The organism is Ensifer sp., from assembly GCF_031989085.1.
Lineage (GTDB): Bacteria > Pseudomonadota > Alphaproteobacteria > Rhizobiales > Rhizobiaceae > Ensifer.
The window spans coordinates 18829-41441 of the sequence record NZ_DALZXU010000015.1 but is presented as its reverse complement, the minus strand read 5'-3'; the positions used below and the strand labels follow the sequence as shown (position 1 = coordinate 41441).

23 protein-coding genes are annotated in these 22613 nt (G+C 63.5%); 16 read left to right on the top strand and 7 right to left on the bottom strand.

The annotated features are described in order from the left end of the window. Nucleotides 1–5 precede the first annotated feature (5 nt). A complete protein-coding gene (locus RTP54_RS30295) occupies nt 6–593 on the top strand; it encodes a TetR/AcrR family transcriptional regulator (RefSeq protein WP_312367718.1) in 588 nt (195 codons plus the stop codon). A gap of 125 nt (nt 594–718) precedes the next feature. After that, on the top strand, nt 719–2365 hold the full coding sequence (locus tag RTP54_RS30290; protein ID WP_312367716.1) for an AMP-binding protein: 1647 nt from the start codon (nt 719–721) through the stop codon (nt 2363–2365). A 9-nt stretch (nt 2366–2374) separates the two neighbouring features. Here RTP54_RS30290 and RTP54_RS30285 read toward each other — a convergent pair whose 3' ends face one another. The 3 genes from RTP54_RS30285 to secA form a co-directional block, all read right to left on the bottom strand. After that, nucleotides 2375–3649: a GNAT family N-acetyltransferase gene (locus tag RTP54_RS30285; protein ID WP_112811769.1), complete on the bottom strand. Its 1275-nt coding sequence runs from the start codon at nt 3647–3649 to the stop codon at nt 2375–2377. After that, on the bottom strand, nt 3646–5040 hold the full coding sequence (locus tag RTP54_RS30280) for a lipopolysaccharide biosynthesis protein (protein ID WP_312367734.1): 1395 nt from the start codon (nt 5038–5040) through the stop codon (nt 3646–3648). The genes RTP54_RS30285 and RTP54_RS30280 overlap by 4 nt, the downstream gene beginning before the upstream one ends. Before the next feature lie 285 nt (nt 5041–5325). Then, a complete protein-coding gene (gene secA, locus RTP54_RS30275) occupies nt 5326–8040 on the bottom strand; it encodes a preprotein translocase subunit SecA (RefSeq protein ID WP_312367715.1) in 2715 nt (904 codons plus the stop codon). A gap of 245 nt (nt 8041–8285) precedes the next feature. On the opposite strand from secA, the gene RTP54_RS30270 reads away from it, so the two are divergent. From RTP54_RS30270 to RTP54_RS30245, 6 genes are all read left to right on the top strand, one after another. Beyond that, nucleotides 8286–9143 carry a peptidylprolyl isomerase gene (locus tag RTP54_RS30270; RefSeq protein ID WP_112811766.1) on the top strand — a complete coding sequence of 286 codons (858 nt, stop codon included), beginning with the start codon at nt 8286–8288 and terminating at the stop codon, nt 9141–9143. 134 nt (nt 9144–9277) lie between these two features. Beyond that, nucleotides 9278–10519 carry a bifunctional glutamate N-acetyltransferase/amino-acid acetyltransferase ArgJ gene (argJ, locus tag RTP54_RS30265; protein WP_312367714.1) on the top strand — a complete coding sequence of 414 codons (1242 nt, stop codon included), beginning with the start codon at nt 9278–9280 and terminating at the stop codon, nt 10517–10519. A 90-nt stretch (nt 10520–10609) separates the two neighbouring features. Continuing rightward, on the top strand, nt 10610–11428 hold the full coding sequence (locus tag RTP54_RS30260; RefSeq protein ID WP_312367713.1) for a GNAT family N-acetyltransferase: 819 nt from the start codon (nt 10610–10612) through the stop codon (nt 11426–11428). 3 nt (nt 11429–11431) lie between these two features. Next, nucleotides 11432–11845 (top strand): 8-oxo-dGTP diphosphatase MutT, encoded by a 414-nt coding sequence (gene mutT, locus RTP54_RS30255; RefSeq protein ID WP_112811764.1) that lies wholly within the window; start codon nt 11432–11434, stop codon nt 11843–11845. Nucleotides 11846–12026: 181 nt separating this feature from the next. Then, nucleotides 12027–12347 carry a hypothetical protein gene (locus RTP54_RS30250; RefSeq protein WP_112811763.1) on the top strand — a complete coding sequence of 107 codons (321 nt, stop codon included), beginning with the start codon at nt 12027–12029 and terminating at the stop codon, nt 12345–12347. 74 nt (nt 12348–12421) lie between these two features. Next, on the top strand, nt 12422–12604 hold the full coding sequence (locus tag RTP54_RS30245) for a Flp family type IVb pilin (protein WP_112811762.1): 183 nt from the start codon (nt 12422–12424) through the stop codon (nt 12602–12604). Nucleotides 12605–12621: 17 nt separating this feature from the next. Here RTP54_RS30245 and RTP54_RS30240 read toward each other — a convergent pair whose 3' ends face one another. Beyond that, nucleotides 12622–13500: a methyltransferase domain-containing protein gene (locus RTP54_RS30240; protein WP_312367710.1), complete on the bottom strand. Its 879-nt coding sequence runs from the start codon at nt 13498–13500 to the stop codon at nt 12622–12624. Between the two features lie 198 nt (nt 13501–13698). On the opposite strand from RTP54_RS30240, the gene RTP54_RS30235 reads away from it, so the two are divergent. The 5 genes from RTP54_RS30235 to RTP54_RS30215 all read left to right on the top strand — a co-directional run bounded on the left by RTP54_RS30235 (nt 13699) and on the right by RTP54_RS30215 (nt 16848). Beyond that, a complete protein-coding gene (locus tag RTP54_RS30235) occupies nt 13699–14448 on the top strand; it encodes a ComF family protein (protein WP_312367732.1) in 750 nt (249 codons plus the stop codon). A 48-nt stretch (nt 14449–14496) separates the two neighbouring features. After that, complete coding sequence (grxC, locus tag RTP54_RS30230) at nt 14497–14754, top strand: glutaredoxin 3 (protein WP_112811760.1); 258 nt, start codon at nt 14497–14499, stop codon at nt 14752–14754. A 116-nt stretch (nt 14755–14870) separates the two neighbouring features. Continuing rightward, nucleotides 14871–15728 (top strand): carbon-nitrogen hydrolase family protein, encoded by an 858-nt coding sequence (locus RTP54_RS30225; protein ID WP_312367708.1) that lies wholly within the window; start codon nt 14871–14873, stop codon nt 15726–15728. Further along, nucleotides 15725–16153 carry a DUF1178 family protein gene (locus RTP54_RS30220; RefSeq protein WP_112818524.1) on the top strand — a complete coding sequence of 143 codons (429 nt, stop codon included), beginning with the start codon at nt 15725–15727 and terminating at the stop codon, nt 16151–16153. The genes RTP54_RS30225 and RTP54_RS30220 overlap by 4 nt, the downstream gene beginning before the upstream one ends. Nucleotides 16154–16281: 128 nt before the next feature. Beyond that, entirely contained in the window at nt 16282–16848 is a 567-nt protein-coding gene (locus RTP54_RS30215) for a GNAT family N-acetyltransferase (RefSeq protein ID WP_312367706.1), read from the top strand. A gap of 97 nt (nt 16849–16945) precedes the next feature. Here the strand turns inward: RTP54_RS30215 and ubiG are convergent, their stop codons facing one another. The 3 genes from ubiG to RTP54_RS30200 form a co-directional block, all read right to left on the bottom strand. Then, on the bottom strand, nt 16946–17692 hold the full coding sequence (gene ubiG, locus RTP54_RS30210; RefSeq protein ID WP_112811756.1) for a bifunctional 2-polyprenyl-6-hydroxyphenol methylase/3-demethylubiquinol 3-O-methyltransferase UbiG: 747 nt from the start codon (nt 17690–17692) through the stop codon (nt 16946–16948). Nucleotides 17693–17822: 130 nt separating this feature from the next. Beyond that, nucleotides 17823–18371 (bottom strand): dihydrofolate reductase family protein, encoded by a 549-nt coding sequence (locus tag RTP54_RS30205; protein WP_112811755.1) that lies wholly within the window; start codon nt 18369–18371, stop codon nt 17823–17825. 326 nt (nt 18372–18697) lie between these two features. Continuing rightward, nucleotides 18698–19426, bottom strand: coding sequence for a class I SAM-dependent methyltransferase (locus RTP54_RS30200; protein ID WP_312367702.1), 729 nt, complete (start codon nt 19424–19426; stop codon nt 18698–18700). Nucleotides 19427–19765: 339 nt separating this feature from the next. On the opposite strand from RTP54_RS30200, the gene RTP54_RS30195 reads away from it, so the two are divergent. Genes RTP54_RS30195 through RTP54_RS30185 form a run of 3 tightly spaced genes read left to right on the top strand, consistent with a single transcriptional unit; the run spans nt 19766 to nt 22601 of the window. Then, entirely contained in the window at nt 19766–20803 is a 1038-nt protein-coding gene (locus RTP54_RS30195) for an iron ABC transporter substrate-binding protein (RefSeq protein WP_312367701.1), read from the top strand. Then, nucleotides 20800–21828: an iron ABC transporter permease gene (locus tag RTP54_RS30190; RefSeq protein WP_312367700.1), complete on the top strand. Its 1029-nt coding sequence runs from the start codon at nt 20800–20802 to the stop codon at nt 21826–21828. Before RTP54_RS30195 ends, RTP54_RS30190 begins: the two co-directional genes overlap by 4 nt. Next, nucleotides 21825–22601, top strand: coding sequence for an ABC transporter ATP-binding protein (locus RTP54_RS30185; protein WP_312367699.1), 777 nt, complete (start codon nt 21825–21827; stop codon nt 22599–22601). The genes RTP54_RS30190 and RTP54_RS30185 overlap by 4 nt, the downstream gene beginning before the upstream one ends. The last annotated feature ends 12 nt before the right edge of the window (nt 22602–22613 follow it).

Below are 22613 nucleotides of genomic sequence, written 5' to 3'. Positions count from 1 at the left end.
ACGTCATGGGCTACGAAAAAGGGCTGCGCACGCGTGAAGAGATCCTCGAGGCGGCCGGGCCGTTGATCTTCGTTCGCGGTTATGCGGCGTCATCCTTCGCCGACATCACCTCAGCACTCGGGATCTCGACCGGCAAGATCACCCATCACTTTCCGAGCAAGGGGGCGCTGTTTGAAGCGCTGTTCGAACAGGCGGTGGCGCATTTTCGCAAGGAGACGCTGCCAATCTTCGAGGCGCCCGACCTTTCGCCGCTACAACGGATCGAGCGGGTGTTTTTCCGCATCGAGACCTTCTACGCCACGCAAGGGGAGATCATCGGCTGCCCGGTCGGGCATACGATGGTCGACCCGGTGACATCAACCGAAACGATGCGCGAACTGGCGACGGCACTGCTTGCGGACATCGAGAGCATGCTGGCGCGCAATCTCGAGGAAATGGGCTGGGCGCCCGCGCAGGCGGCCTCGCGTGCCGCGATCGTCACCGCCGCATGGCAGGGCGGCGTGCTGATCGCCCGCGGTGGCGGCGGGATCGGTGGCTTCCGGCGCATCTTCGGCCATATCCGGACGCTGCTTGCCGAACAGCCTTCGCGCTGAGCTGCGCGGCTGCGGTCGCGGCAAGGGCGAAGCTGCCGATGGACAGCGTGTGTCGCACCGGTGATTGAACTGTAGTCGGCGAAGGTGTTAGGTGCAGTGCAGCAGAAGACTGTTGCGGCGGGGCCATGTTACCGACAATCGAGAACTACGACGAACTCTACCGCGCGTTCGAGTGGCGGATCCCTGAAAAATTCAATATCGGCGTGGCCGTCAGTGATGCCTGGGCGGAAAGAGAGCCCGAGTGTATCTGTCTTCAGCACTTCAGCCCGGATGGCGCACACCGCGCGCTGAGCTATGGCGAATTCTCCCGGCAGTCATCCGCCTTTGCGCGCGGGCTCGAGCGTGAGGGCATCAGGCCTGGCGACCGGGTTGCGATCCTGTTGCCGCAGGGGTTCGAGGCGGCGATTGCGCATGCCGGCATCTACAAGCTCGGTGCAATCGCCCTGCCGCTTGCCCTCCTGTTCGGGGTGGAGGCCCTGGAGTATCGCCTGCTCGACGCCGGCGCCGCCGCCATCGTCACCAACGCCTTCGGCCAGGAACGGCTTGCCGCCATCCGCGACCGGCTTGCGGATCTGCGGCTCGTCGTGCTCTCCGGTGCCGAGGCAACGCCCGGAGCGGTCGATTTCGCGGCACTTGCCCTGGGCGATGCGGAAGGTTTTGTTGCCGCCGACACGACGCCCGATGATCCCGCCTTGATGATTTACACTTCGGGGACGACCGGACCGCCCAAGGGGGCATTGCATGGCCACCGGGTGCTGCTCGGCCATCTGCCGGGCTTTCAGTTTCACCATCATTTCCTGCCGCAACCGGGCGACCGGATGTGGACGCCCGCCGACTGGGCCTGGGCCGGCGGCCTGCTGAACGCGCTTTTGCCCTCGCTGCTGCTCGGCGTGCCCGTGGTGTCGTCGCCGGCGCAGAAGTTCGATCCGCATACGGCCTTCCGCATTCTGGAAGAGATGGATGTGCGCAATGCCTTCATTCCGCCGACGGCACTCAGGCTGATGAAGGCTGTCGAGCGGCCACGCGAGCGTTACCGTCTCAACCTCAGGACCGTCGGCTCGGCGGGGGAGGCGCTCGGGCGCGAAACCTTCGAATGGGCGAGGGGCGCCCTCGGCCTCGACGTCAGCGAATTCTACGGCCAGACGGAGTGCAACATCGTCATCTCGTCGGCCGCCGATCTCGGCGTGGTGAAACCGGGTTCGATGGGCAAGGCTGCACCCGGGCATCGTGTCGCGATCATCGACGGCGAGGGCAGGGGACTGCCGGCTGGAACCGTTGGCCAGGTGGCGATCCGGCGGCCGGATCCGGTGATGTTTCTCGGCTACTGGAACAATGACGGGGCGACCAGGGCCAAGTTCATAGGCGACTGGATGACCACGGGCGACCAGGGCGTGATCGATGGCGAAGGCTATTTCACCTTCTTCGGACGCGACGACGATGTCATCACATCCTCAGGCTATCGCATCGGCCCTGGAGAGATCGAGGACTGTCTGGCCGGCCACCCCGATGTGCAGCTTGCCGCCGTGGTCGGCAAGCCCGATGCGCTGAGGACGGAAATCGTAAAGGCCTATGTCGTCCTGAGGCCGGGTGTTGCCGGAGACGAACGGGCCGCCGCGTCGATCCGCGAATGGGTCAAGACGCGCCTGTCGATGCACGAATATCCCCGCGAGATTGCCTTTGTCGACAGCCTGCCGCTGACGACGTCGGGCAAGGTCATCAGGCGGTTCCTGCGCGAGCGGGCGGCCTTGGAGCCGCCGCACGCACCCGCCTGAGGCTGGGGGTCAGCGCCCGGCCAGCGCCTTGATCTTTTCGCGCAGCAGCCGGGCCATGTTGCGGGTGTTGCGGTAGAGGTGCAACTGCGCCGCGACCTGGCGGACGTCGCGGTCGCGCGTCTGCTGCAGGCCGATCACCAGCGTTCCCATCTCTTCGCGCTCCTGCCAGAAGCGGCTCATGATCGGATGGTCGGGCACGGCGCAGGAATCCGAGCGGGCGATGTTGGCGTCGTCGAGATGCCATTCGGTCAGCTGTGCCAGCAGCAGCTTGCCCGGCGAGAACCGCGCATAGCTCTCGTCATAGGCCGTCTTCCACGTATAGGCTTCGCCAGACATCATGAACACGACCATGGAGGCAATCGCCTTGTCGTTGAGGTCAAGCGTGTGGATGCGCACGCTGTCGGCTTCGGCGAGGTTGGTGATCGCCTCGCGGGCGAAGGCGGCGCGGAAACGGTCGAGCACCATGGCGCTGCGTTCGCGGCCCTTCCAACCGGACGCTTCCAGCGCAAGGAACTCTTCCATGCGGATCCGGATCTCGCCCGGCTGGCGCGCGACCGAATAGGCCAGTTTTCCTTGTTTTTCCAGCAGGTTCCACTGGCGCCGCAGCTCACGGAAATGCCCCGGGCTGATGGCTTTCTTCAGGTAGGTCGGACCGTCGGCCAGGCTTTCGAGCATTGGCCGGCTGAACGTATCCGTCACGGTGAGCGGCAGGTTGCGCCCGATCGCGACGGCGCGTGCCAGCTGGGCGAACTTGCCCTTGAGGCGGACATCGGGAAGCACCAGCACCGGCGGCAGACTGGCCATCGGATTGGTCAGCGCCTCGAACAGGTTGTCGATCGTTTCGGCGGCGTCCTCGGCATCGAGGAGCGGAACGCCGAGGGGGCCGAACGGATTGGACCAGGCGCGGATGATCGGCGCGCCGATCGAGAATCCCGGCTTTTCGATCGAGAACGGCATCAGGAAGCGCATGCGGCTGCGACGCTCGTTGTCGTCGCGGATGATCGCGAGGCGGATCACCCGTTCCTCGAGCCGCGGCATGGCCGGTGCCAGGAAGCGGCCGGTGAAGAACACGTTCGGCTCGACAGCCCGGTTCGACAGGTAGTCGAGTTCCCGCTGCAGCTCGTAGCCGGCCTTGGCCGGATAGATGAAAAGGTGGCGCCCGGGGCGACCCACGGCAAGCATGTGCTCGGCCTGGGGATGCGCGTAGTCGGTCGGCACCAGTCCGCCGAGCATGCGTGTCGCTCTGTCTTCTGCGTCGCCGGGAAGATTGATGTTGCCGATCATGGATGCGTCGTCCCGTTGTTGTCGTTGCCCGGCCCCGCGCCCGCAAAGGCAAACAGCGCGAAACCGAAAGTGCGCCTGACGGCGAAGTGCAGCAGCATTGCCTCCACGAACATAGCACCGGCGGTTGCAAATGCAGCACCGGTCAATCCGAAAACAGGAATGAGGCTCAGGTTGAGGGCAATGTTTGCCACCAGCGCCGCCGCATAGAGGCTGACGCAGAGCGTCTGCTGGCCGGCCATCGTCAAAAGGATTTCGGCCGGGCCGATGAATGCCTTGGCCATGATGCCGGCAAAGAGGATCGCCATCAACGGCCAGCCGCCGACGAAAGCGGCGCCGAACAGCGAAAGCAGCAACGGGCCGGCAGCCAGCACCAGGCCCCCGAGCACCAGCGACGGCCAGAACGCCCATCGGGCGCTTTCGATCGCGATATCGGCCAGCTGCCTGCGGTCGTGGGCGGCCATGGCGCCGGCAATCCGCGGGCCCGCGGCGGCCTTGACCGAGAACATGACGAAGTGCACCAGCGCCATCGTCTTGGCGGCGGCAAAGTAGACGGCGACATCATCCGGCTTCAGATAGAAACCGACGATGACGACGTCGGAATTGGTCAGCAGGAAGCCGAAGCCGTCGATCAGGAAGATCGGCACGGCCACCGTGAGCCATCGGCCCAGCTCAATGCGCAACGGGCCCCTGACGTAACGCGATCGCAGCCGCCAGGTCAGAACGAGGAATTGGCTGACGGTGGTGACATAGACGGCCGCCATCGCTGCGGCCATGGCGGTGCGGGCGGTGTGCGGCTCGCCTGCCATCGTCGCCAGCAGCATGAAGGCGAGCACGAGAAGCGGCCGGATGATGAAGGTCGGGCTCATGGCCGAAAGCGGCCATCCATGGGCGCGGGCGGTGCCGTCCATCACGTCGCCGAGCGCTATCATCGGCAGAATGAACAGGCCGAGATAGAGGGGCACGAGATAGTAACCCTCGATCAGCCCGCCAAAAAACCAGAGGCCGACAAATCCGGCAACGGCGACCGCGCTTGCCGAGAGCAGGGCAAAAACCCGGGCGGTGGTTGTCAGTCCGCGAATTTCCGCGAGCGCCGATGCGGCCTGGTACTCGGGCAAGAACCGGATCACGGCGGAATGGAAGCCGACGCAGGACAGGTTGCCGAACAGGATCACCAGCACCCATACGAAGACGAAGATGCCATACTCGAACTCGCCCATCAGGCGCGCGAGAATGATCTGCGAAAGAAAGGCGATGGCGGCGCTCAGAATGCGGATGGCGAAGGCGACCAGCGCCATGCGGCGCGCCGTGTTCTTCGGGTCCTGTTGCCTCAATGCGGCGACCAGCGCGCCGATCAGCGGAGACAGGCGGTGTCGCAGCGCCGACGGCAGCATTCGTCCGGCCGATTGACATACCGCCATGAACACGAGAACACCCTGAGATTACGCAATACAGGGTTTGGTTGTGCCAGATCAGCGTTAACAAACGGTTCAACCGGGGCCGCAGGACCGGCGATCCGATCGCCCGGATCGGTCCGGCACAGTGGCCGCAACAAGCCCTTTCAGCCCTCTGAAACGGGCCGTGTCGTGGTGAGGTTCGCCATCCGAAACACGCCGGCGCGCCGGCATGTCCTTCGGCCACCGAAAACAAAAATGCCGCCCTGAGGCGGCATTTTCTGATCAGGCTTCGTAGATGCCGTGGCAGTGCTTGTACTTCTTGCCGGAGCCGCACGGGCAGGCCTCGTTGCGCGAGATCTTGCCCCAGGTCGACGGATCGGCCGGGTTGCGGTTTGCCGGGGCGACCGCGAGCAGCGAACCGGCGCCGCCGCCGAAATCGTCTTCGCCGGTCAAGGGGTCGATATGGTGGCCCACCATCTGCGGCGGTACAGGCTGCGGCGCTTCGGCCGCCTCGCGCACCAGTTCGACACGCATGAGCTGCGCCGTCACGGCCTGGCGCAGGTTGCCGAGCAGGGCTTGGAACAGCTCGAAGGCTTCGGACTTGTATTCCTGCAGCGGGTCGCGCTGCGCATAGCCGCGGAAGCCGATGACCGAACGAAGATGGTCAAGGTTGACAATGTGTTCGCGCCAGAGATGGTCGAGCGTCTGCAGGATGACCGAGCGCTCGACGTAGCGCATGATCTCCGGCCCGAAACGCTCGGCGCGGTCGGCCACTTCCTTCTCGGTTGCCGCCGTGACACGCTCGAGAATGTCGGCCTCATCGATGCCTTCCTCGGCTGCCCACTCGACGATCGGCAGGTCGAGATTGAGGTATTGCTGCACGTCGGCCTTCAGTCCTTCGACGTCCCACTGCTCGGCATAGGCGCGCTCGGGGATACGCTTGGAAACGATGTCCTCGATGACCTCGGTGCGCATGTCGTTCACGGTTTCGGTGACGCTGACCGCGTCCATCAGTTCGATACGCTGCTCGAAGATGACCTTGCGCTGATCGTTGAGCACGTCGTCGTATTTCAGAAGGTTTTTACGGATGTCGAAGTTGCGGGCTTCGACCTTCTTCTGGGCACGCTCGAGCGCCTTGTTGATCCAGGGATGGATGATCGACTCGCCTTCCTTGAGGCCGAGCTTCTGCAGCATGCCGTCCATGCGGTCGGAGCCGAAGATGCGCATCAGGTCGTCCTGAAGCGACAGGTAGAACTTGGAGCGGCCCGGGTCACCCTGACGGCCGGAACGGCCGCGCAGCTGGTTGTCGATGCGGCGGCTTTCGTGGCGCTCGGTGGCGAGAACGTAGAGCCCGCCGGCGGCCAGCGCCTTTTCCTTCAGTTGCTGTACTTCGGCGCGGATCGCCTGTTCGCGCTGTTCGCGCTCCGGGCCGGGCTCGACTTCGGACAGTTCCTGCTGAATGCGCATGTCGACGTTGCCGCCGAGCTGGATGTCGGTACCGCGACCGGCCATGTTGGTGGCGATCGTGATCGCACCCGGCACGCCAGCCTGCGCCACGATGAAGGCTTCCTGCTCGTGGTAGCGGGCGTTCAGCACCTGGAAGCTGGTGAAGCCGGACTTCGTGAGCTGATCGGCAAGCTGTTCGGACTTTTCGATCGACGTGGTGCCGACGAGCATCGGCTGGCCGCGCTCATGCGCCGACTTGATCTCGTCGATGATCGCCTTCAGCTTTTCGCCCTGGGTGCGATAGACTTCATCGTCCTCGTCGATACGCTTGATCGGCAGGTTGGTCGGAACTTCGATGACTTCCAGGCCGTAGATGTTGCCGAATTCTTCCGCTTCGGTGGAGGCCGTGCCGGTCATGCCGCCGAGCTTGGAATACATGCGGAAATAGTTCTGGAAGGTGATCGATGCCAGCGTCTGGTTCTCGGGCTGGATCTGCACCTTTTCCTTGGCTTCCAGCGCCTGGTGCTGCCCTTCCGAATAGCGGCGGCCCGGCATCATGCGGCCGGTGAATTCGTCGATGATGACGATCTCGCCGTTGCGAACGATGTAGTCCTTGTCGCGCTGGAACAGCTTGTGGGCCTTGAGCGCGTTGTTGACGTGGTGGACGATCGCGACGTTTTCGATGTCGTAGAGCGATTCGCCCTTCAGGAGGCCCGCCTCGCGCAGCAGGTTTTCCAGCTTCTCGGTGCCCTCTTCAGAGAAGTTGGCCGAGCGCTGCTTCTCGTCGATCTCGTAGTCCTCGGCCGAAAGCAGCGGGATGAACTCGTTGATCGTGTTGTAGAGATCGGAGCGGTCGTCGAGCGGACCGGAGATGATCAGAGGCGTGCGGGCTTCGTCGACGAGGATCGAATCCACTTCGTCGACGATGGCGAAGAAGTGGCCGCGCTGAACCATCTGGCTACGCTCGTACTTCATGTTGTCGCGCAGATAGTCGAAGCCGAGTTCGTTGTTGGTGGCGTAGGTGATGTCGCAGGCATAGGCCGCATTGCGCTGCTCATCCGTCAAGCCATGAACGATGACGCCGGTCGTCAGCCCGAGGAAGCTGTAGATGCGGTTCATGGTGGCGGCGTCGCGCTGGGCCAGGTAGTCGTTGACGGTGACGACGTGCACGCCCTTGCTGGCGAGCGCGTTGAGGTAGACCGGCAGGGTCGCGACCAGCGTCTTGCCTTCGCCGGTCTTCATTTCGGCAATGGCACGCTCGTGCAGGATCATGCCGCCGATCAGCTGGACGTCGAAGGGACGCAGGCCGAGCACGCGGCGGGCCGCCTCGCGGACAACGGCAAAGGCCGGCACCAGGAGATCGTCCAGCGTCTTGCCGTCAGCGAATTCCTTGCGGAATTCCACGGTCTTGGCGGCGAGGGCCTCGTCCGACAAAGCCTTCATGTCGGCTTCAAGAGCGTTGATGGCTTCCACTCTGGCCTTGTAGCCACGCACACGGCGATCGTTGGAGGAGCCAAACAACTTGCGGGCTAGGCCGCCGAGACTGACCATACGAATGGTCCTTTCTTTTTTGTTGCCTTGGGTTCCACTGGCCGCACTGTCCAAAACCGCGCAATGCCGTGAAACGCCCGGAAACTGTTCTGGACGCGAGGTTGCGTGACAGATAAGAGGGGGGTCGAATTATGTCAACGCACTTGCGTGGCCGGACGGCTACAGAACCGCCACATTCTGGTGGTGTTCAGCCGCCACGAGCCCGACGCAATCGCGTTGACGGCCAAAGGTGAAAGGTTACGAGCATGTCGAAGTTTAAGACGCTGGCCGCTGCGGCCCTGGTTGCGGCGATCGCCGTTCATGGTGTGGCGCGCGCTGAAGATGCGGACCCGGTCGTCGCCACGGTCGGTGGCGAGGACGTGCGCCAGTCCGAGCTCACTCTCGCCCTTGGCGGTCTCGATCCGCAACTGCAGCAGATGCCGGAAGAGCAGAAGCGCGCTGCCGCGCTGTCGGCCGTCATCGACGTCAAGCTTCTGTCGAAGACCGCCGAGAAGGAAGGCCTTCAGGACGATGCGACATTCAAGCAGCGCCTCGCCTACCTGACCGAGCGCGAACTGCACAACGCCTTCTTCAAGAAGCACGTGGTCGACGCCATCACCAAGGAAGAGGTGAAGGCGCGCTACGACAAGGAAATTGCTGCCGTTCCGGTTCAGGAAGAGGTCAAGGCACGCCATATCCTCGTCAAGACCGAGGACGAAGCCAAGGAAATCATCAAGGAACTCGACGCCGGCAAGAGCTTCGTCGAGCTGGCCAAGGCCAAGTCCTCCGATCCGAACAAGGGCGATGGCGGCGATCTCGGCTACTTTACCAAGGGTCGCATGGTTCCGGAATTCGAAGCGGTGGTGTTCACGCTCGACAAGGGCACCTACACCAAGACGCCGGTCAAGACCCAGTTCGGCTACCATGTGATCCTCGTCGAGGACAAGCGGCCGCAGGCCCCGCCGACGCTGGAGCAGGTCGAGCCGCAGGTTCGTCAGCTTGTCATGCGCGACAAGTATGTCGAGCTGCTTGCTGCTGCCAAGAAGGACGCTGGCGTCGAGATCTCCGACCCGGCGCTGAAGAAGGCCTATGACGAGGCCAACAAGGCGCAGGAAGCCAAGTAATTTTCGACCGGCGGGTCAGGCTTACGGGCCGACCCGCCGATCATTGGTTCTTGTCGATGCCCGACGGCCGCAACGCCGCTCGGGCATTGTCGCAACTCCACCTTAGTCCCCCACCGTCTTCACGCAGGTTTGCCATGTCCGGTTCCGTTTCTCCGCTCGCTCCGAAAACCTTTGCCGAAATGCCCGCCCTGCGTGGCGTGCGCATGGCGACTGCCGCTGCCGGCATCAAGTACAAGAACCGAACCGACGTTTTGATGATGGTCTTCGACAAGCCGGCAGCCGTCGCCGGCGTGTTCACGCGCTCCAAGTGCCCGTCGGCGCCGGTCGATTTCTGCCGCCAGAACCTGGGTGGCGGCGTTGCGCGCGCCGTTGTCGTCAACTCCGGCAATGCCAATGCCTTTACCGGCAAGAAGGGCCGCGAGGCGACTGAACTGACCGGGAAGTCGGCGGCGAAGGCCGTCGGTTGCGCCGAGAGCGAGGTTTTTCTCGCCTCGACCGGTGTCATCGGCGAACCGCTGGACGCGACGAAATTTGCAGGCGTTCTCGATGACCTCGCCGCTGCCGGGACGGAAGATTTCTGGTTCGAGGCGGCCAAGGCGATCATGACGACCGACACTTATCCGAAGGTCGCCACCCGCAGTGCGACGATCGAGGGCGTCAAGGTGACGATCAACGGCATCGCCAAGGGTGCGGGTATGATCGCGCCCGACATGGCGACGATGCTCTCCTTCGTGGTCACCGACGCCGACATCGCGCCGGCAGCTCTTCAGGCGCTGCTTTCGGCAGGCGTCGGGCCGACGTTCAATTCCGTCACCGTCGACAGCGACACCTCGACATCGGATACGCTGATGCTGTTTGCGACCGGTGCTGCGGCTGCCGATGGCCAGCAGACGGTGACAGACGCTTCCGATCCGAAGCTCGATGCCTTCCGCACGGTGCTCAACGACCTCCTGCGCGATCTGGCTCTCCAGGTGGTTCGCGACGGCGAGGGCGCGCGCAAGATGGTCGCGGTCACCGTTGAAGGCGCCGAGAACGATGCGGCCGCCAAGCGCATCGCGCTGTCGATCGCCAATTCGCCCCTGGTCAAGACGGCGGTCGCCGGCGAGGACGCCAACTGGGGACGCGTCGTCATGGCCGTCGGCAAGGCCGGCGAGATGGCCGAGCGCGATCGTCTGGCGATCTGGTTCGGCGATGTACGCGTTGCCGTCGACGGCGAGCGTGATGCCACCTATTCGGAGGCGGCTGCCACCGCTGTCATGAAGGCGCAGGATATCCCGATCCGCGTCGAAATCGGGCTTGGTTCCGGGCGCGCGACGGTGTTTACCTGCGACCTCACCAAGGAATATGTCGAGATCAACGGCGACTACCGCAGCTGACGCCCTTGCGAGCAGCCACGCCGGGCCGCCTACGGCGCCCGGGGCTGCTTACGGCGCCGCGTACCAGTTTGGCCTGTTGGGGGTGAACGGATGACATCGAACGATAAACCGGCGCGCGCAGGCGACGCTGGGGCTGAAGACAAGGACAAGCGGATGGTTGATCTTCCGAGCGTGCGGCGGCTTGAAGCGGTCGGCTTTCGCGCATGGCCGGCGGCGTCGGTCCATTATGATGGCAGCTGGCTCATCCGGCTGAACGCCGGCCACGATTCCAAGCGTCTCAACTCGGTCAATCCGCTCGATCCGTCCGACTACCGTGACATTCCCGTTCGCCTGGAAAAGGCAGCCCGGCGCTTTGCCGATTACGGCCGTCCGCTGACCGTCAGGCAGACGCCGCTGACGCCGCCGCAACTGATTGCCCACATGGACGGCGAAGGCTGGACCGCCTTTTCCCAGAGCATCGTCATGATGGCCGATATCGCCGAGCGCGACTTCGTCGACGGCATCGACCATCTGCCGATCAAGGATGTCGGCCGCTTCGTCGATGCGCGCATCCGCATCGGCGGGGACGACGCGAAAACCAAGGCGGCGCTTGCCGAGATCATCAACGCGATCAAGCCGGAAACCGGTCTGTTCCTGTTCGAGGACGTGGAAAGCGGGCCGACGGCCGTGTCGCTGGTGGTTCAAGACAACGATCTCGCCGGCATCATGCTGTTTGCGGTCGACGAGCGTTTTCGCCGGCAGGGACTGGGCAAGGCCATGCTCGACGTTTCGCTACGCTGGGCGCGCCTGCGCGGCGCCAAGAAGGTCTGGCTGCAGGTGGAGGCCGACAACGAGGCGGCGCTGGCGCTTTACCGCAGCGCGGGCTTCCGCGACGTCTACACCTACCTCTACCGCACGCCGAAGGTCTGAGCGATGGACGCCGGGGGAAAGAAGATCGTCCTCGTCGCTGCCTGCGCGTTGGTGGATTCCGATGGCCGGATCCTGCTGGCGCAGCGCCCGGAGGGCAAGTCGCTTGCCGGCCTCTGGGAATTTCCCGGCGGCAAGGTGGAGCCTGGCGAGACGCCGGAGGAAACGCTGATCCGCGAACTGGAGGAAGAGCTTGGTATCCAGACCAAGGTCGCCTGCCTGGCGCCGTTGACCTTTGCCAGCCACACCTATGACGATTTCCACCTCCTGATGCCGCTCTATGTCTGCCGTCGCTACGAAGGCGTGCCGACCGGGCGTGAGGGCCAGGCCATCAAATGGGTGCGCTCGAAGGCATTGCGGGACTATCCGATGCCTCCCGCCGATGAGCCGCTCATCCCATTTCTCATGGATTTGCTCTGAACCTACCCGAAAACTGGCCGATTATTAATCGATCGTTTATCTCCCTCCCGCAAAGATAGCCTCAATTCAGTTTCGATGCGTAGCGTTCAGAAAACGGCGTATCGGTTTCGGGCAATGCGGCGGAACGAGGCTTGGGAAGGATGCTCCCGTTCGCCGCACCTTATGCGTTTGTGAGGCTGGGATGGTAGAAGACGATTTCTGGAGGACGGTTCAGGAGAAGGACATGGTCACAAGCCAGTCCCGCCGGACAGGTGTGCTCAATCTGTCGCTGCTGTTTGGAACGGCCGTGATCGCGCTGACGCTCATCCTGACACCGATGCTGTCCTCGAAGACGGACAAGCGCATGCTGGCGAACACGCCGGTGGACTACGACAATATTTCGACCGGCTCTATCCCTTCGAACGGCACCACCAAGCGCTACACCGTGCGCCGCAGCGTGCTGCAGGAAATGCCGGGCGCCGTCTGCATCATCGATGCCGATGGCAGCAAGAGCGGATGCTGATCGGGGCTGCGCATCGGACATGGTCCTTGCACGCTTCTTGGTCGGGACATGAATTCCAACCGGCCGGGGAACCTATGGACACGTTGAAGCGACTCTTTCGCGATAGAAGTGCGGCGACCGCGGTCGAATACGGCGTGATCGCCGGCGTTATCTCCGGGATACTGCTCATCGGCCTGCAGGCGTTTTCAGACTCCCTGCTGGTTTTGCTCAACTACATAACGGATACGATCGCCGCCGCCTGGGGCACCAAGCCTTAAGCCAGGCTCGCGCCCCGTCAGACCGGTCTTTCCTTCGTCCCCAGAGCTTCCGACAGCCGCTGCTTCGCCGACCCCGGCTTCAGCGGCTTCTGCTGGTTTTCATGCGGCGCCCAACCCGAGAGATAGACGATCGAGAAGGTCGCGCGGATGCGGCCGTCCGGGTCGGAAAAGCGCTCGGCATAGATTTCCGCGGCCCTCAGGAAAAAGCGCCGGGAGACGGGGGTTCGGCTGCGGGCCTGGAGCGGGTTGGTCATCCCCATTGCGCGCAAGTCTCTGATCAGGGCGAAGAGAGAATCGTAGCGCACCGTATAGGTTTCCGCGTCCGCCACCGGCAGGGCAAAGCCCGCCCGCTGCAGCAACGCGCCCATGTCGCGAACGTCGGCAAAGGGAATGACGCGTGGGCTTGCGCCACCGGTCAACTCGGCTTCTGCCGCAAGCAGCGCCTCGCGCAGTTCGTTCAGCGTTCCGTTGCCGGGGATTGCCGCCAGGAACAGCCCGTCGGGTTTCAGCGATCGGCGCGCCTGGATGAAGGCGCCGGGCGTATCGTTGGTCAGATGCAGCGACAGCGGAGAGACGAGAAGGTTGAGGCTCTCGGGCTCGGCCGGGACGCGCTCGAGCGGCGCGATCACGACCGGCGTGGAGGCGGTGGCGAAACCGTGATCGGTCTCGACCCGCTCGACCGCGCCGACCTTGCCGGTCTCCAGAAGGCGAAGGGCCGTTGCACCGGTATAGCCGTGCAATTCCATCGCCCTGTCGAACTGCCGCTCGACCACGCTGACGCGGTCGGCCAGTTCCTGTGCGACGATATCGAGGAGGAAGGCTGCCTTGGGATCGGCGTTGGCGAGCGCCCGGCGACGGTGTGCCTCGACAAGGCTCTGGTCAAAGATGATTTCCACGATACTTTAGCTCCGGCGGCATGATGGCTCGATGGATCGGAAACGGGCCAGGAGGGGATCATACCGATATTCAAAGGGCTACGGCGACATCAGCGCAGTTGAAACGGCGCGCGGCGCAGTGGCTGGTTCCAGCGCCTGCAAAGAAACCTCCATGACGGCAAAGTCAACCTCGTGAACCGGCAAGAGCGGCAATTTGGACTGGCGGATTGTCTCGCGCTTTTGCGGCGGGTCGGCAACGACGTCGTCGATGTCGTCTATCCTCCGGTCTGCTGCGGCTGCGGACGGCTGATGGGCCGTCACCGGGCGGTGTGCGCGCCCTGCTGGTCGACGCTTCATCTGATCGAAAGGCCTTACTGCGAAATCCTCGGCCTGCCCTTTGCCCATGACCATGGCGAGGGGGCGGTTTCGCCCGCGGCGATCGCCAATCCGCCCGCTTTCGACCGCCTGCGCTCGGTTGCCGTTCACGACGGCATCGCGCGCGATCTCGTGCACGGATTGAAGTATCGTGATCGCACCGACCTCGCGTCGATGATGGCGCAATGGATGATCCGGGCGAGCGATGGCGCCGTTGCTTCCGCCGATGCGATCATCCCGGTGCCGCTGCATGCCTTTCGGCTGTGGGGACGCAAGTACAACCAGGCGGCAGAGCTTGCCCGTGCCGTGGCGGCGCTGTCCGGCCGCGCCTATCTTCCGGCAACGCTTTACCGTATCCGGCGGACGGCAAAGCAGGTGGGGCTCGGCGCCAAGGCACGCGAAGATAATGTCCGCGGCGCGTTTGCCGTTGCCGAAAGCGGCAAGCAAAGTCTCATGGGAAAGCGCATCGTTCTCGTCGACGACGTATATACCACCGGGGCCACCGTTTCGGCGGCGACCCGCGCCCTGAAGAGGGCAGGGGCAGGGCACGTTACGGTTTTAACCTTTGCAAGAGCCATGTCGGATCTTATATGACAAATGAAACACCGGCATCGTTGCCGGTATAAGGAGCGGTCAGGAAACATGGCTTCGGTCGTTATTTATACGCGTCAGTTCTGCGGCTATTGCTCGGCTGCCAAAAAGCTTCTTGAAACCAAGGGCGTCTCGTTCCTCGAACACGATGCCACCTACGATCCGCAGGTGCGCCAGAAGATGATCGAGAAATCGCATGGCGGCACGACGTTCCCGCAGATCTTCATCGACGACATTCATGTCGGTGGTTGCGACGATCTGCATGCGCTCGAGCGGGCGGGAAAGCTCGACGAGATGCTCGCCGCCTAGGCCCGTTTTCGCCGTGGACGGAGCGACAGAAGCGCTCCATCCGCGTATCGCTCAGAAATCCCTGACGGAAAGCCGCGTCGGACTTGCCAGGGGACGCTCCAAGGAGCCCGACTGCAATGACCTTCAAGGCCGCCGCCATCCAGATGTGTTCCGGTGTCGATCCGGCGAGAAACGCCGGGACGATGGCGCGGCTGGTGCGCGAGGCCGCAAGCCATGGCGCCACCTATATCCAGACGCCGGAGATGACCGGAGCGCTGCAGCGTGATCGCGCCGGCCTGCGGGCCGTGCTCAAGGACGAGGCGAACGACCTCATCTTCAGCGAAGCGGCAGGACTTGCGCGCGAACTCGGCATTCATCTGCATGTCGGCTCGACAGCCATTGCGCTTGCCGATGGCAAGATCGCCAATCGCGGCTTCCTGTTTGGTCCGGATGGAACCAAGATCTGCGACTACGACAAGATCCACATGTTCGACGTCGATCTCGACAATGGCGAGAGCTGGCGCGAGAGTGCCGCCTACACGCCGGGTGCGACGGCGCGTTTGGCGGAGCTCGGTTTCGGCAAGCTCGGCTTTGCCATCTGCTACGACGTGCGCTTTCCCGAACTGTTTCGCCAGCAGGCGGTCGCAGGGGTCGAGGTCATGTCGGTGCCGGCAGCCTTTACCCGCCAGACCGGCGAGGCGCATTGGGAAATCCTGCTGCGCGCACGGGCCATCGAGAACGGCTTCTTCGTCATTGCCGCCGCACAGGGCGGCGTTCATGAGGATGGGCGCGAAACCTTCGGTCATTCGATGATCGTCGACCCCTGGGGCAAGGTGCTTGCCGCCGCCGGTGCTGCCGGCGAAGGCATCGTGCTTGCGGATATCGATGTCGCTGCCGTGCATGCGGCCCGCGCCAAGATCCCGAACCTCAGGAATGCCCGCACCTTTGCGCTGGATCATGTCCTGCCCGCCGGCAAGGGAGGCGTTGCCGCTTGATCCGCTATACGATTTCCTGCGATCAGGGCCATGCCTTCGAAGGCTGGTTCTCGTCGAGTGACGATTTCGACCGTCAGGTCGAGCGCAAGCTCGTCTCCTGCCCGACCTGCAATTCCACCGCCGTCGCCAAGCAACTGATGGCGCCATCTGTGGCAACGGCGCGCAAGAAGGAAGCGACGCGGGCGCTGGTCATGGACCAGGCGCAGAAGGAAACCATCGCCAAGATCCGCGAGCTCGTCAAAACGGTACGCGACAATGCCGAGGATGTCGGCACCCGCTTTCCCGAAGAGGCGCGCAAGATCCACTACGGCGAGGCGGACGAGCGCGGCCTCATCGGCCAGGCAACGGTGGAGGAGGCGGTGGCGCTGCTCGAGGAGGGGATCGCGATCGCGCCCCTGCCGGTCCTGCCCGACGAGGTCAACTGAGCGGCGGGCCGAAACGCCCGCCTGTGCCATCTGATTTGGTCTCCCCAGACAAAATTCGGGAAAGACCCTTTAATATCAGGTCCTTGCTTCCCATTTTCCGGTCTTTGCAATACGGGATTTTATGAGCAATGGATCTTTCCGATATCCGACTTTCCACCGATCGCCTGGTGATCCGGCATTTTACGCCTGAAGATTTCGACGGATTTTATGCCTATCACCGCCTGCCGGAGGTCTATCGTTATCTCTATGCCGATCCACTCGACGAAGAGGGCGCCCGCGCAAAATTTGCAAAGGCGAGCAACCCGCGTCTCGAAGAGGACGGCGACGTCGCGGTCTTTGCCGTCGAACGCGTCGAGGATGGCGCGCTCGTCGGCGAGGTGCTGTTAAAACTCGCCAGCAAGGCGGCGCGGCAGGCCGAAACCGGCTACATCTTCAGTCCGGCATTCGCGGGCAAGGGCTATGCGACCGAGGCGATGCGGGCAGCGCTCGATCTCGGCTTTCGCCGGCTCGACTTCCACCGGATCTTCGCGCGTCTTGACCCCCTCAATGCCGGCTCAGTCGGCGTCGTCGAGCGTCTGGGCATGCGCCGCGAAGCCCATCTCATCCAGAACGACCTTTTCAACGGCCAGTGGGGCGACGAATACATTTACGCGCTGCTCACGCACGAATGGCAGGTGCGCCCGGCGATTGCCTGAGGCTGCCTTTGGGCAAAACGAAAAACCCTCCGGCGATGTCCTTCGCGGGAGGGTTTCTGACTGTCAGCCGCTCTTTGCGCGTCTGGCTTTCCGGCCGTCAAAGCGGGCGCTTGGCGACGATCATGTAGTTGACGTCCATGTCCTTCGACAGGTTCCACTGGTTGGACAGCGGGTTGAAGAACACGCCGGTGCGCTCGGTGACTTCGAGGCCGCTTGCCACAAGGGGTTTTTCCAGTTCCTCGGGACGCACCAGCTTTTCATATTGATGGGTGCCGCGCGGCAGCCAGCGCAGCACGTTTTCAGCGGCGAAGATCGCAAGTGCGGCCGCCTTCATCGTGCGGTTGATGGTGGCGACGAACATCATTCCGCCGGGGCGGACCATATGGGCGCAGGTGGTCATGAAGAAGTCGACGTCGGCGACATGCTCGACCACTTCCATGTTGAGGACGATGTCGAAACTTTCGCCCGCGTCGGCAAGGGCTTCGGCGGTGACAGCGCGATAATCGACGGCAACGCCGCTGCCGGCCGCATGGGTTTTGGCAATGCCGATGTTCTTTTCCGAGGCGTCGGCGCCGACGACGTCGGCGCCCATGCGTGCCATCGGCTCCGACAGCAGGCCACCGCCGCAACCGATATCGAGCAGGCGCAGGCCTTTCAGCGGCTGCGGCGCCCTGGGATCGCGTCCGAAATGCTCGGCGACCCGATCGCGGATATAGGCGAGGCGCACCGGGTTGAACTTGTGCAGCGGCCTGAACTTGCCCGTCGGGTCCCACCACTCGGCGGCCATGGCCGAAAAGCGGTCTACCTCGCTCTGGTCGATCGTCGTGCGCGCTGTCTCGCTCATGCTGCCGTCTCCTTCATTCTGCCTGATGAAGTCGGACGATCGGGCAGGGATGTCAAGAGGCGTACCGTGGCCACAACAGCGCATGGGGCAAGGATGCCCCCGCGTTCACCGCGTGGCCGGGTGCATTTGCTCAGGCGTCCGCCTGCGGCTGGTAATGCAGGATGACGACGCCGGATTTGAGCGGCCGTGCATGGGTGAGCTTGAGGCTGGTGCGCTTCGGCACGGATTGGAAAAGCGGGACGCCGCTGCCAAGCAGCACGGGATTGATGCCAAGGCGATACTCGTCGACGAGGCCCTTTTCGACCAGTCCTGCGGCAAAATCTGCGCTGCCAAAGACGAAGATCGTTCCGCCGTCGAGCGCCTTCAGCCGTTCGACCTGCGCTATGGCATCGCCGGATACGAGGGTGGTATTGCGCCAGTCGGCGCTCTTCAATGAACGGGAGAAGACGTATTTCTCGGCGCCGTTCATGTAGGTGGCGATTTCGCCTTCGGCCGATGGCCAATAGGATGCCATCATTTCGTAAGTCACCCGACCGAATAGCAGCGTATCGCCTTCGCGCTGGGTCTCGCCGATATAGGCTGCAAGCTCGTCCTCGAAGACGAACCAGCTGATGTCGTGACCCGGTGCCTCGAAGAAACCGTCGACACTGACCATATCCCACATGATGACCTTGCGCATTTCCGTCTCCCTTATTTCGCGTGCCGCCCGTTGTGGCGAGTTTCGTCGATGGACGGATCATTGCAATACTGGTTTTATTTTGCAAGTGGTTTTGTTATGATACCAATAGCTGCAGGCGCTCCAAACGTCGACAGGCGTCAGCATCACTGGCCGGATTGATGTGCGTCTGATGGCAAGTCGGTGCCGCGTCGAGGCCATCGATAAGCCCCGCGTCGATAGACAGCGAAATCGGGCGATCGGCTGGTTGCGGACAGGTCGCCCGGCATGAAGGCGCGCAGTGGCACAGAAAGAAGCCCGGGCACGTCGCCGGCCCGGGCTGCCGCCCTTTATCTCTGGGCGTCGACGATCAGGATCATCGGCCGTTCCATCTCTTCGGCAAGGTCCGGATTGGCTTCGATCTGTGCCGATGTCGGGCGCCATTCCTCGACATGGCGGATGGCGAAGCCGCCATTGATCAGGGCGTTGAGCGTCGTGCCGATGGTGCGGTGATACTTGACGACGCCCTTGGCGAGCCAGTCCGTCGTGCGCCGTCCCTCGACGGAATAGTGATCCACCGGCCAGCGCTTGCCACCATCTTCGCCAATCTGCCAGCCCGGCGTGAGCGAGGCCATGTAGATCGGGTGCTCGATGGTGAAAACCAGGTGCGAACCCGGCACGAGTGCTGAATGGATAGCCCGGACCAGTCGGTCAAAATCTTCCACATAGTGAAAGGCGAGCGAGCTGTAGGCGACGTCGAAGGCGCCCGGTTCGAGCGTCAGTTGGTCGAGATCGGCAATGCCGTATTCGATTGCCGGATCAGTGGTGTCGCGCCGGGCGCGGGCGATCATGTTTTCCGACAGGTCGAGCCCGAGGACGCGGGCGGCTCCCTGTTCGCGTGCGAAGCGCGAGAACCAGCCGAAGCCGCAGCCGAGGTCGACCACGCGCTTGCCTGCCAGATCCGGCAGGACGGCGCGGATTGCAGGCCATTCGGCCGCACCGTTAAGGCCATGCACGGATCGACCGAGCTGGCTGTAGCCTTCGAAAAATTCCGGTTTGTCGTAGATGTTCTGTGCCATTTCATTCTCCATCAAAATGCCGATGGACGGCGCACCCGTCAAAAGAAGAACCCCGTCCGTTTCCGGCGAGGCTGCAGGTGCGCGAACGCTCTTTCGTCAGCGTGCTCTATCGCCCTGCATCCCGCCTGTTGGGATGCCGGCCGAACGCGCAACGATATGGACGTCATGTTCGCACATGCCCCCGATATCGCCCGATAGCACCCGCCAGTCAAGGTTCGCATTCGCTGCAAAGAGCTTGGCACCTGAGCGAGGGTATCAATCGAGATATTCCAACGGATATAACGCTGTGCCATAGTCGCGCCCGAAACATCGTCCGCACCCCATGAACAGGCTTCAACCATGATCAGATACCTTGCCGGCGCCATCGGCGCCCTTCTTGCCCTGATACCATTTGGCGTCGAGGCGAAACCGTTCACAGATGCCGCCGGCCGCACGGTCGAGCTTCCCGATCATATCGGCAAGGTGCTGGCGGCCGGTCCGCCGGCATCGGTGCTGATCTATGCGATTGCGCCGGAAAAACTGGCGGGCTGGGTGCGCGAGCCGAAGGCGGATGAAAAGCCCTATCTGATCGAGGCGGTGCGCGGCCTGCCGACCTATGGCCGGCTGACGGGCAAGGGTGGAACGGCGAACATCGAGGCGGTACTGGCTGCCAAGCCCGACGTCATCATCGACGTCGGCACGGTGGACGCGACCTATGCCTCGCTTGCCGACAAGGTGCAAAGCCAGACCGGCATTCCCTATGTGCTGATCGACGGTTCCTTCGGCAAGAGCGCCGAGACCCTGCGCAGCCTCGGCGTGATGCTCGGTGCCGAGGAGCGGGCCGGCAAGCTTGCCGACTATGCCGACGAGACGCTGAAGCAGCTGGGCGACACCCTGGCGACGGTGCCGGCGGACAAGCGCCCGCGGGTCTATTACGGCCGCGGTCCCGACGGACTGGAGACGGGCCTTGCCGGCTCGATCAATCTCGAAATTCTCGAGGCCGCCGGTGCCGTCAATGTCGCCGCCGCCGCCGGGAAAGGCAGTCTGACCCAGGTGTCGCCGGAACAGGTGCTCGCCTGGAACCCGGAGGTGATCATCGCCGCAAGCCCGAAGTTCGCCGGGTCTGTTGCGGCCGATCCGGTGTGGAGCAAGGTTGAGGCGGTCGCGAAGGGGCAGGTGTTCAACGCGCCGTCGCTGCCCTTCGGCTGGTTCGATTCACCGCCGGGCATCAACCGCCTGATCGGCATCCGCTGGCTCGAGGCGTTGCTTTACGGTGATCACTACAAGGGGGACCTGAAGGCCGAGACGCGGGCGTTCTACAAGCTCTTCTACCAGGTGGACCTTGACCACGCGCAACTGGCGGCGCTGCTCAAGGGCGCCCTGCCGGCAACGCAATGACGCAACGCAGGATATCGAGGCGCCGATCGGTCGGCCCGGCGTTTCTGCTTGCGATCGCCGGGCTGTTGGCACTCGCGGTTCTGTCGATGACCATCGGCAAGTTCGACGCCGGCCTCTCGGATCTCTTTACCGAGATCCGGGCATGGCTTGGCGGTGCGCCGGCGGATGAGACGGTGGCGACGGTCTTCTGGCACATCCGCCTGCCGCGGGTGCTCGCCGGTCTTGCTGTCGGCGCGGCCCTTGCAGCGGCCGGTGCCACCTATCAGGGCCTGTTTCGCAATCCGCTGGTCTCGCCCGATATCCTCGGCGTTTCCGCCGGCGCGAGCTTCGGCGCCGTGGTCGGCATCTTTCTGTCGCTGCCGGTCGGCGTCATCCAGTTGCTGAGTTTCGCCGGCGGGCTGATTGCCGTCCTGTCGGTCTATGCGGTCGCAGCCGCGATCCGCAATCGCGATCCCGTGCTCGTCCTCGTGCTTGCGGGCATCGCCGTCGGTGCGCTCGTCGGCGCCGGCATATCGCTGATCAAGATCCTCGCCGATCCCTACGATCAGCTGCCGGCCATTACCTACTGGCTGCTCGGCAGCCTGGCGTCGGTCACGTCGGACGACATCATCTCCATCCTTCCGGCGCTTGTCGTCGGCATCATCGCGCTGTTTCTCCTGCGCTGGCGGATGAATGTCATGACCCTCGGCGAGGAAGAGGCAAAGGCTCTCGGCATCGATACCGGACGGCTGCGCGTGGTACTGGTGCTTGCGGCAACGCTGATCACGGCTGCCGCCGTTTCGATCACCGGGATCATCGGTTGGATCGGCCTCGTCATCCCGCATGTGGCGCGCCTCATCGTCGGCCCGGATTTTGTCCGGCTCCTGCCGGTCTCGATGGCGCTGGGTGCCGCCTATCTGCTGGTTGCCGACATGCTGGCGCGCAGCATCGCGCTGATCGAGGTGCCACTCGGTATACTGACGGCGACCGTCGGTGCGCCGTTCTTCCTCTTTCTGCTCGCGTCAGGGCGAAAGGGCTGGCAATGAGACTGGATGTCGACCAAATCGCCTTTGGCTATGGCGGCCGCCTGGTCGGCCAGGACATCAGCTTCACACTCGAGGAAAACGAAGTGCTGGTGCTGTTCGGGCCGAACGGCGCCGGCAAGACGACGTTGTTCAAGACCTTGCTCGGGCTCGTTCCCTTGCGCGCTGGAACAATCCGTCTCGACGGCCGGCCGATCGGCGCGTGGTCTGGCCGTGAGCGGGCGTCGCGCATCGCCTATGTGCCGCAGGCCCATGCAGCCCTTTTTCCCTTCACGGTCGAAGATCTCGTACTGATGGGCCGTGCGCCGCATGTCGGCCTGTTTGCAACGCCCGGCCGCCGGGATCGCGAGGTGGCTGCGGCCACGCTGGAACGGCTCGGCATCGGCCACCTGGCAAGCCGTGCCTATACCGAGATCAGCGGCGGCGAACGCCAGATTGCGCTGATCGCCCGGGCGCTCGCGCAGGAGCCGTCCACCCTGGTCATGGACGAGCCGACGGCGAGCCTCGACTACGGCCACCAGATGCGGGTGCTCGACCGGGTGCGCGAGCTAGCCGGCGAGGGCGTCTCGATCGTCCTGTCGACCCACAATCCCGACCACGCGTTTCGGGTGGCCGACCGGGTGGCGTTGGTGTTCCAATCCAGGATCGCGGCACTTGGTCCACCCGAAGCGGTGCTGACAGCCGACGCGCTCAAGCAACTTTATGACATCGATGTGGTGATCGGCACCCTTGCCGGCAGCGACGCACGCCTCTGCGCACCACGAAACAAGACCTGACGAAAGGACTGC

What these genes read in the sequence shown, in the direction of transcription:
- RTP54_RS30295 (WP_312367718.1), top strand. Translation starts at nt 6, where the DNA reads ATGGGCTACGAAAAAGGGCTGCGCACGCGTGAAGAGATCCTCGAGGCG.
- RTP54_RS30290 (WP_312367716.1), top strand. Translation starts at nt 719, where the DNA reads ATGTTACCGACAATCGAGAACTACGACGAACTCTACCGCGCGTTCGAG.
- RTP54_RS30285 (WP_112811769.1), bottom strand. Translation starts at nt 3,649, where the DNA reads ATGATCGGCAACATCAATCTTCCCGGCGACGCAGAAGACAGAGCGACA.
- RTP54_RS30280 (WP_312367734.1), bottom strand. Translation starts at nt 5,040, where the DNA reads ATGCTGCCGTCGGCGCTGCGACACCGCCTGTCTCCGCTGATCGGCGCG.
- secA (WP_312367715.1), bottom strand. Translation starts at nt 8,040, where the DNA reads ATGGTCAGTCTCGGCGGCCTAGCCCGCAAGTTGTTTGGCTCCTCCAAC.
- RTP54_RS30270 (WP_112811766.1), top strand. Translation starts at nt 8,286, where the DNA reads ATGTCGAAGTTTAAGACGCTGGCCGCTGCGGCCCTGGTTGCGGCGATC.
- argJ (WP_312367714.1), top strand. Translation starts at nt 9,278, where the DNA reads ATGTCCGGTTCCGTTTCTCCGCTCGCTCCGAAAACCTTTGCCGAAATG.
- RTP54_RS30260 (WP_312367713.1), top strand. Translation starts at nt 10,610, where the DNA reads ATGACATCGAACGATAAACCGGCGCGCGCAGGCGACGCTGGGGCTGAA.
- mutT (WP_112811764.1), top strand. Translation starts at nt 11,432, where the DNA reads ATGGACGCCGGGGGAAAGAAGATCGTCCTCGTCGCTGCCTGCGCGTTG.
- RTP54_RS30250 (WP_112811763.1), top strand. Translation starts at nt 12,027, where the DNA reads ATGGTAGAAGACGATTTCTGGAGGACGGTTCAGGAGAAGGACATGGTC.
- RTP54_RS30245 (WP_112811762.1), top strand. Translation starts at nt 12,422, where the DNA reads ATGGACACGTTGAAGCGACTCTTTCGCGATAGAAGTGCGGCGACCGCG.
- grxC (WP_112811760.1), top strand. Translation starts at nt 14,497, where the DNA reads ATGGCTTCGGTCGTTATTTATACGCGTCAGTTCTGCGGCTATTGCTCG.
- RTP54_RS30225 (WP_312367708.1), top strand. Translation starts at nt 14,871, where the DNA reads ATGACCTTCAAGGCCGCCGCCATCCAGATGTGTTCCGGTGTCGATCCG.
- RTP54_RS30215 (WP_312367706.1), top strand. Translation starts at nt 16,282, where the DNA reads ATGGATCTTTCCGATATCCGACTTTCCACCGATCGCCTGGTGATCCGG.
- ubiG (WP_112811756.1), bottom strand. Translation starts at nt 17,692, where the DNA reads ATGAGCGAGACAGCGCGCACGACGATCGACCAGAGCGAGGTAGACCGC.
- RTP54_RS30205 (WP_112811755.1), bottom strand. Translation starts at nt 18,371, where the DNA reads ATGCGCAAGGTCATCATGTGGGATATGGTCAGTGTCGACGGTTTCTTC.
- RTP54_RS30200 (WP_312367702.1), bottom strand. Translation starts at nt 19,426, where the DNA reads ATGGCACAGAACATCTACGACAAACCGGAATTTTTCGAAGGCTACAGC.
- RTP54_RS30195 (WP_312367701.1), top strand. Translation starts at nt 19,766, where the DNA reads ATGATCAGATACCTTGCCGGCGCCATCGGCGCCCTTCTTGCCCTGATA.
- RTP54_RS30190 (WP_312367700.1), top strand. Translation starts at nt 20,800, where the DNA reads ATGACGCAACGCAGGATATCGAGGCGCCGATCGGTCGGCCCGGCGTTT.
- RTP54_RS30185 (WP_312367699.1), top strand. Translation starts at nt 21,825, where the DNA reads ATGAGACTGGATGTCGACCAAATCGCCTTTGGCTATGGCGGCCGCCTG.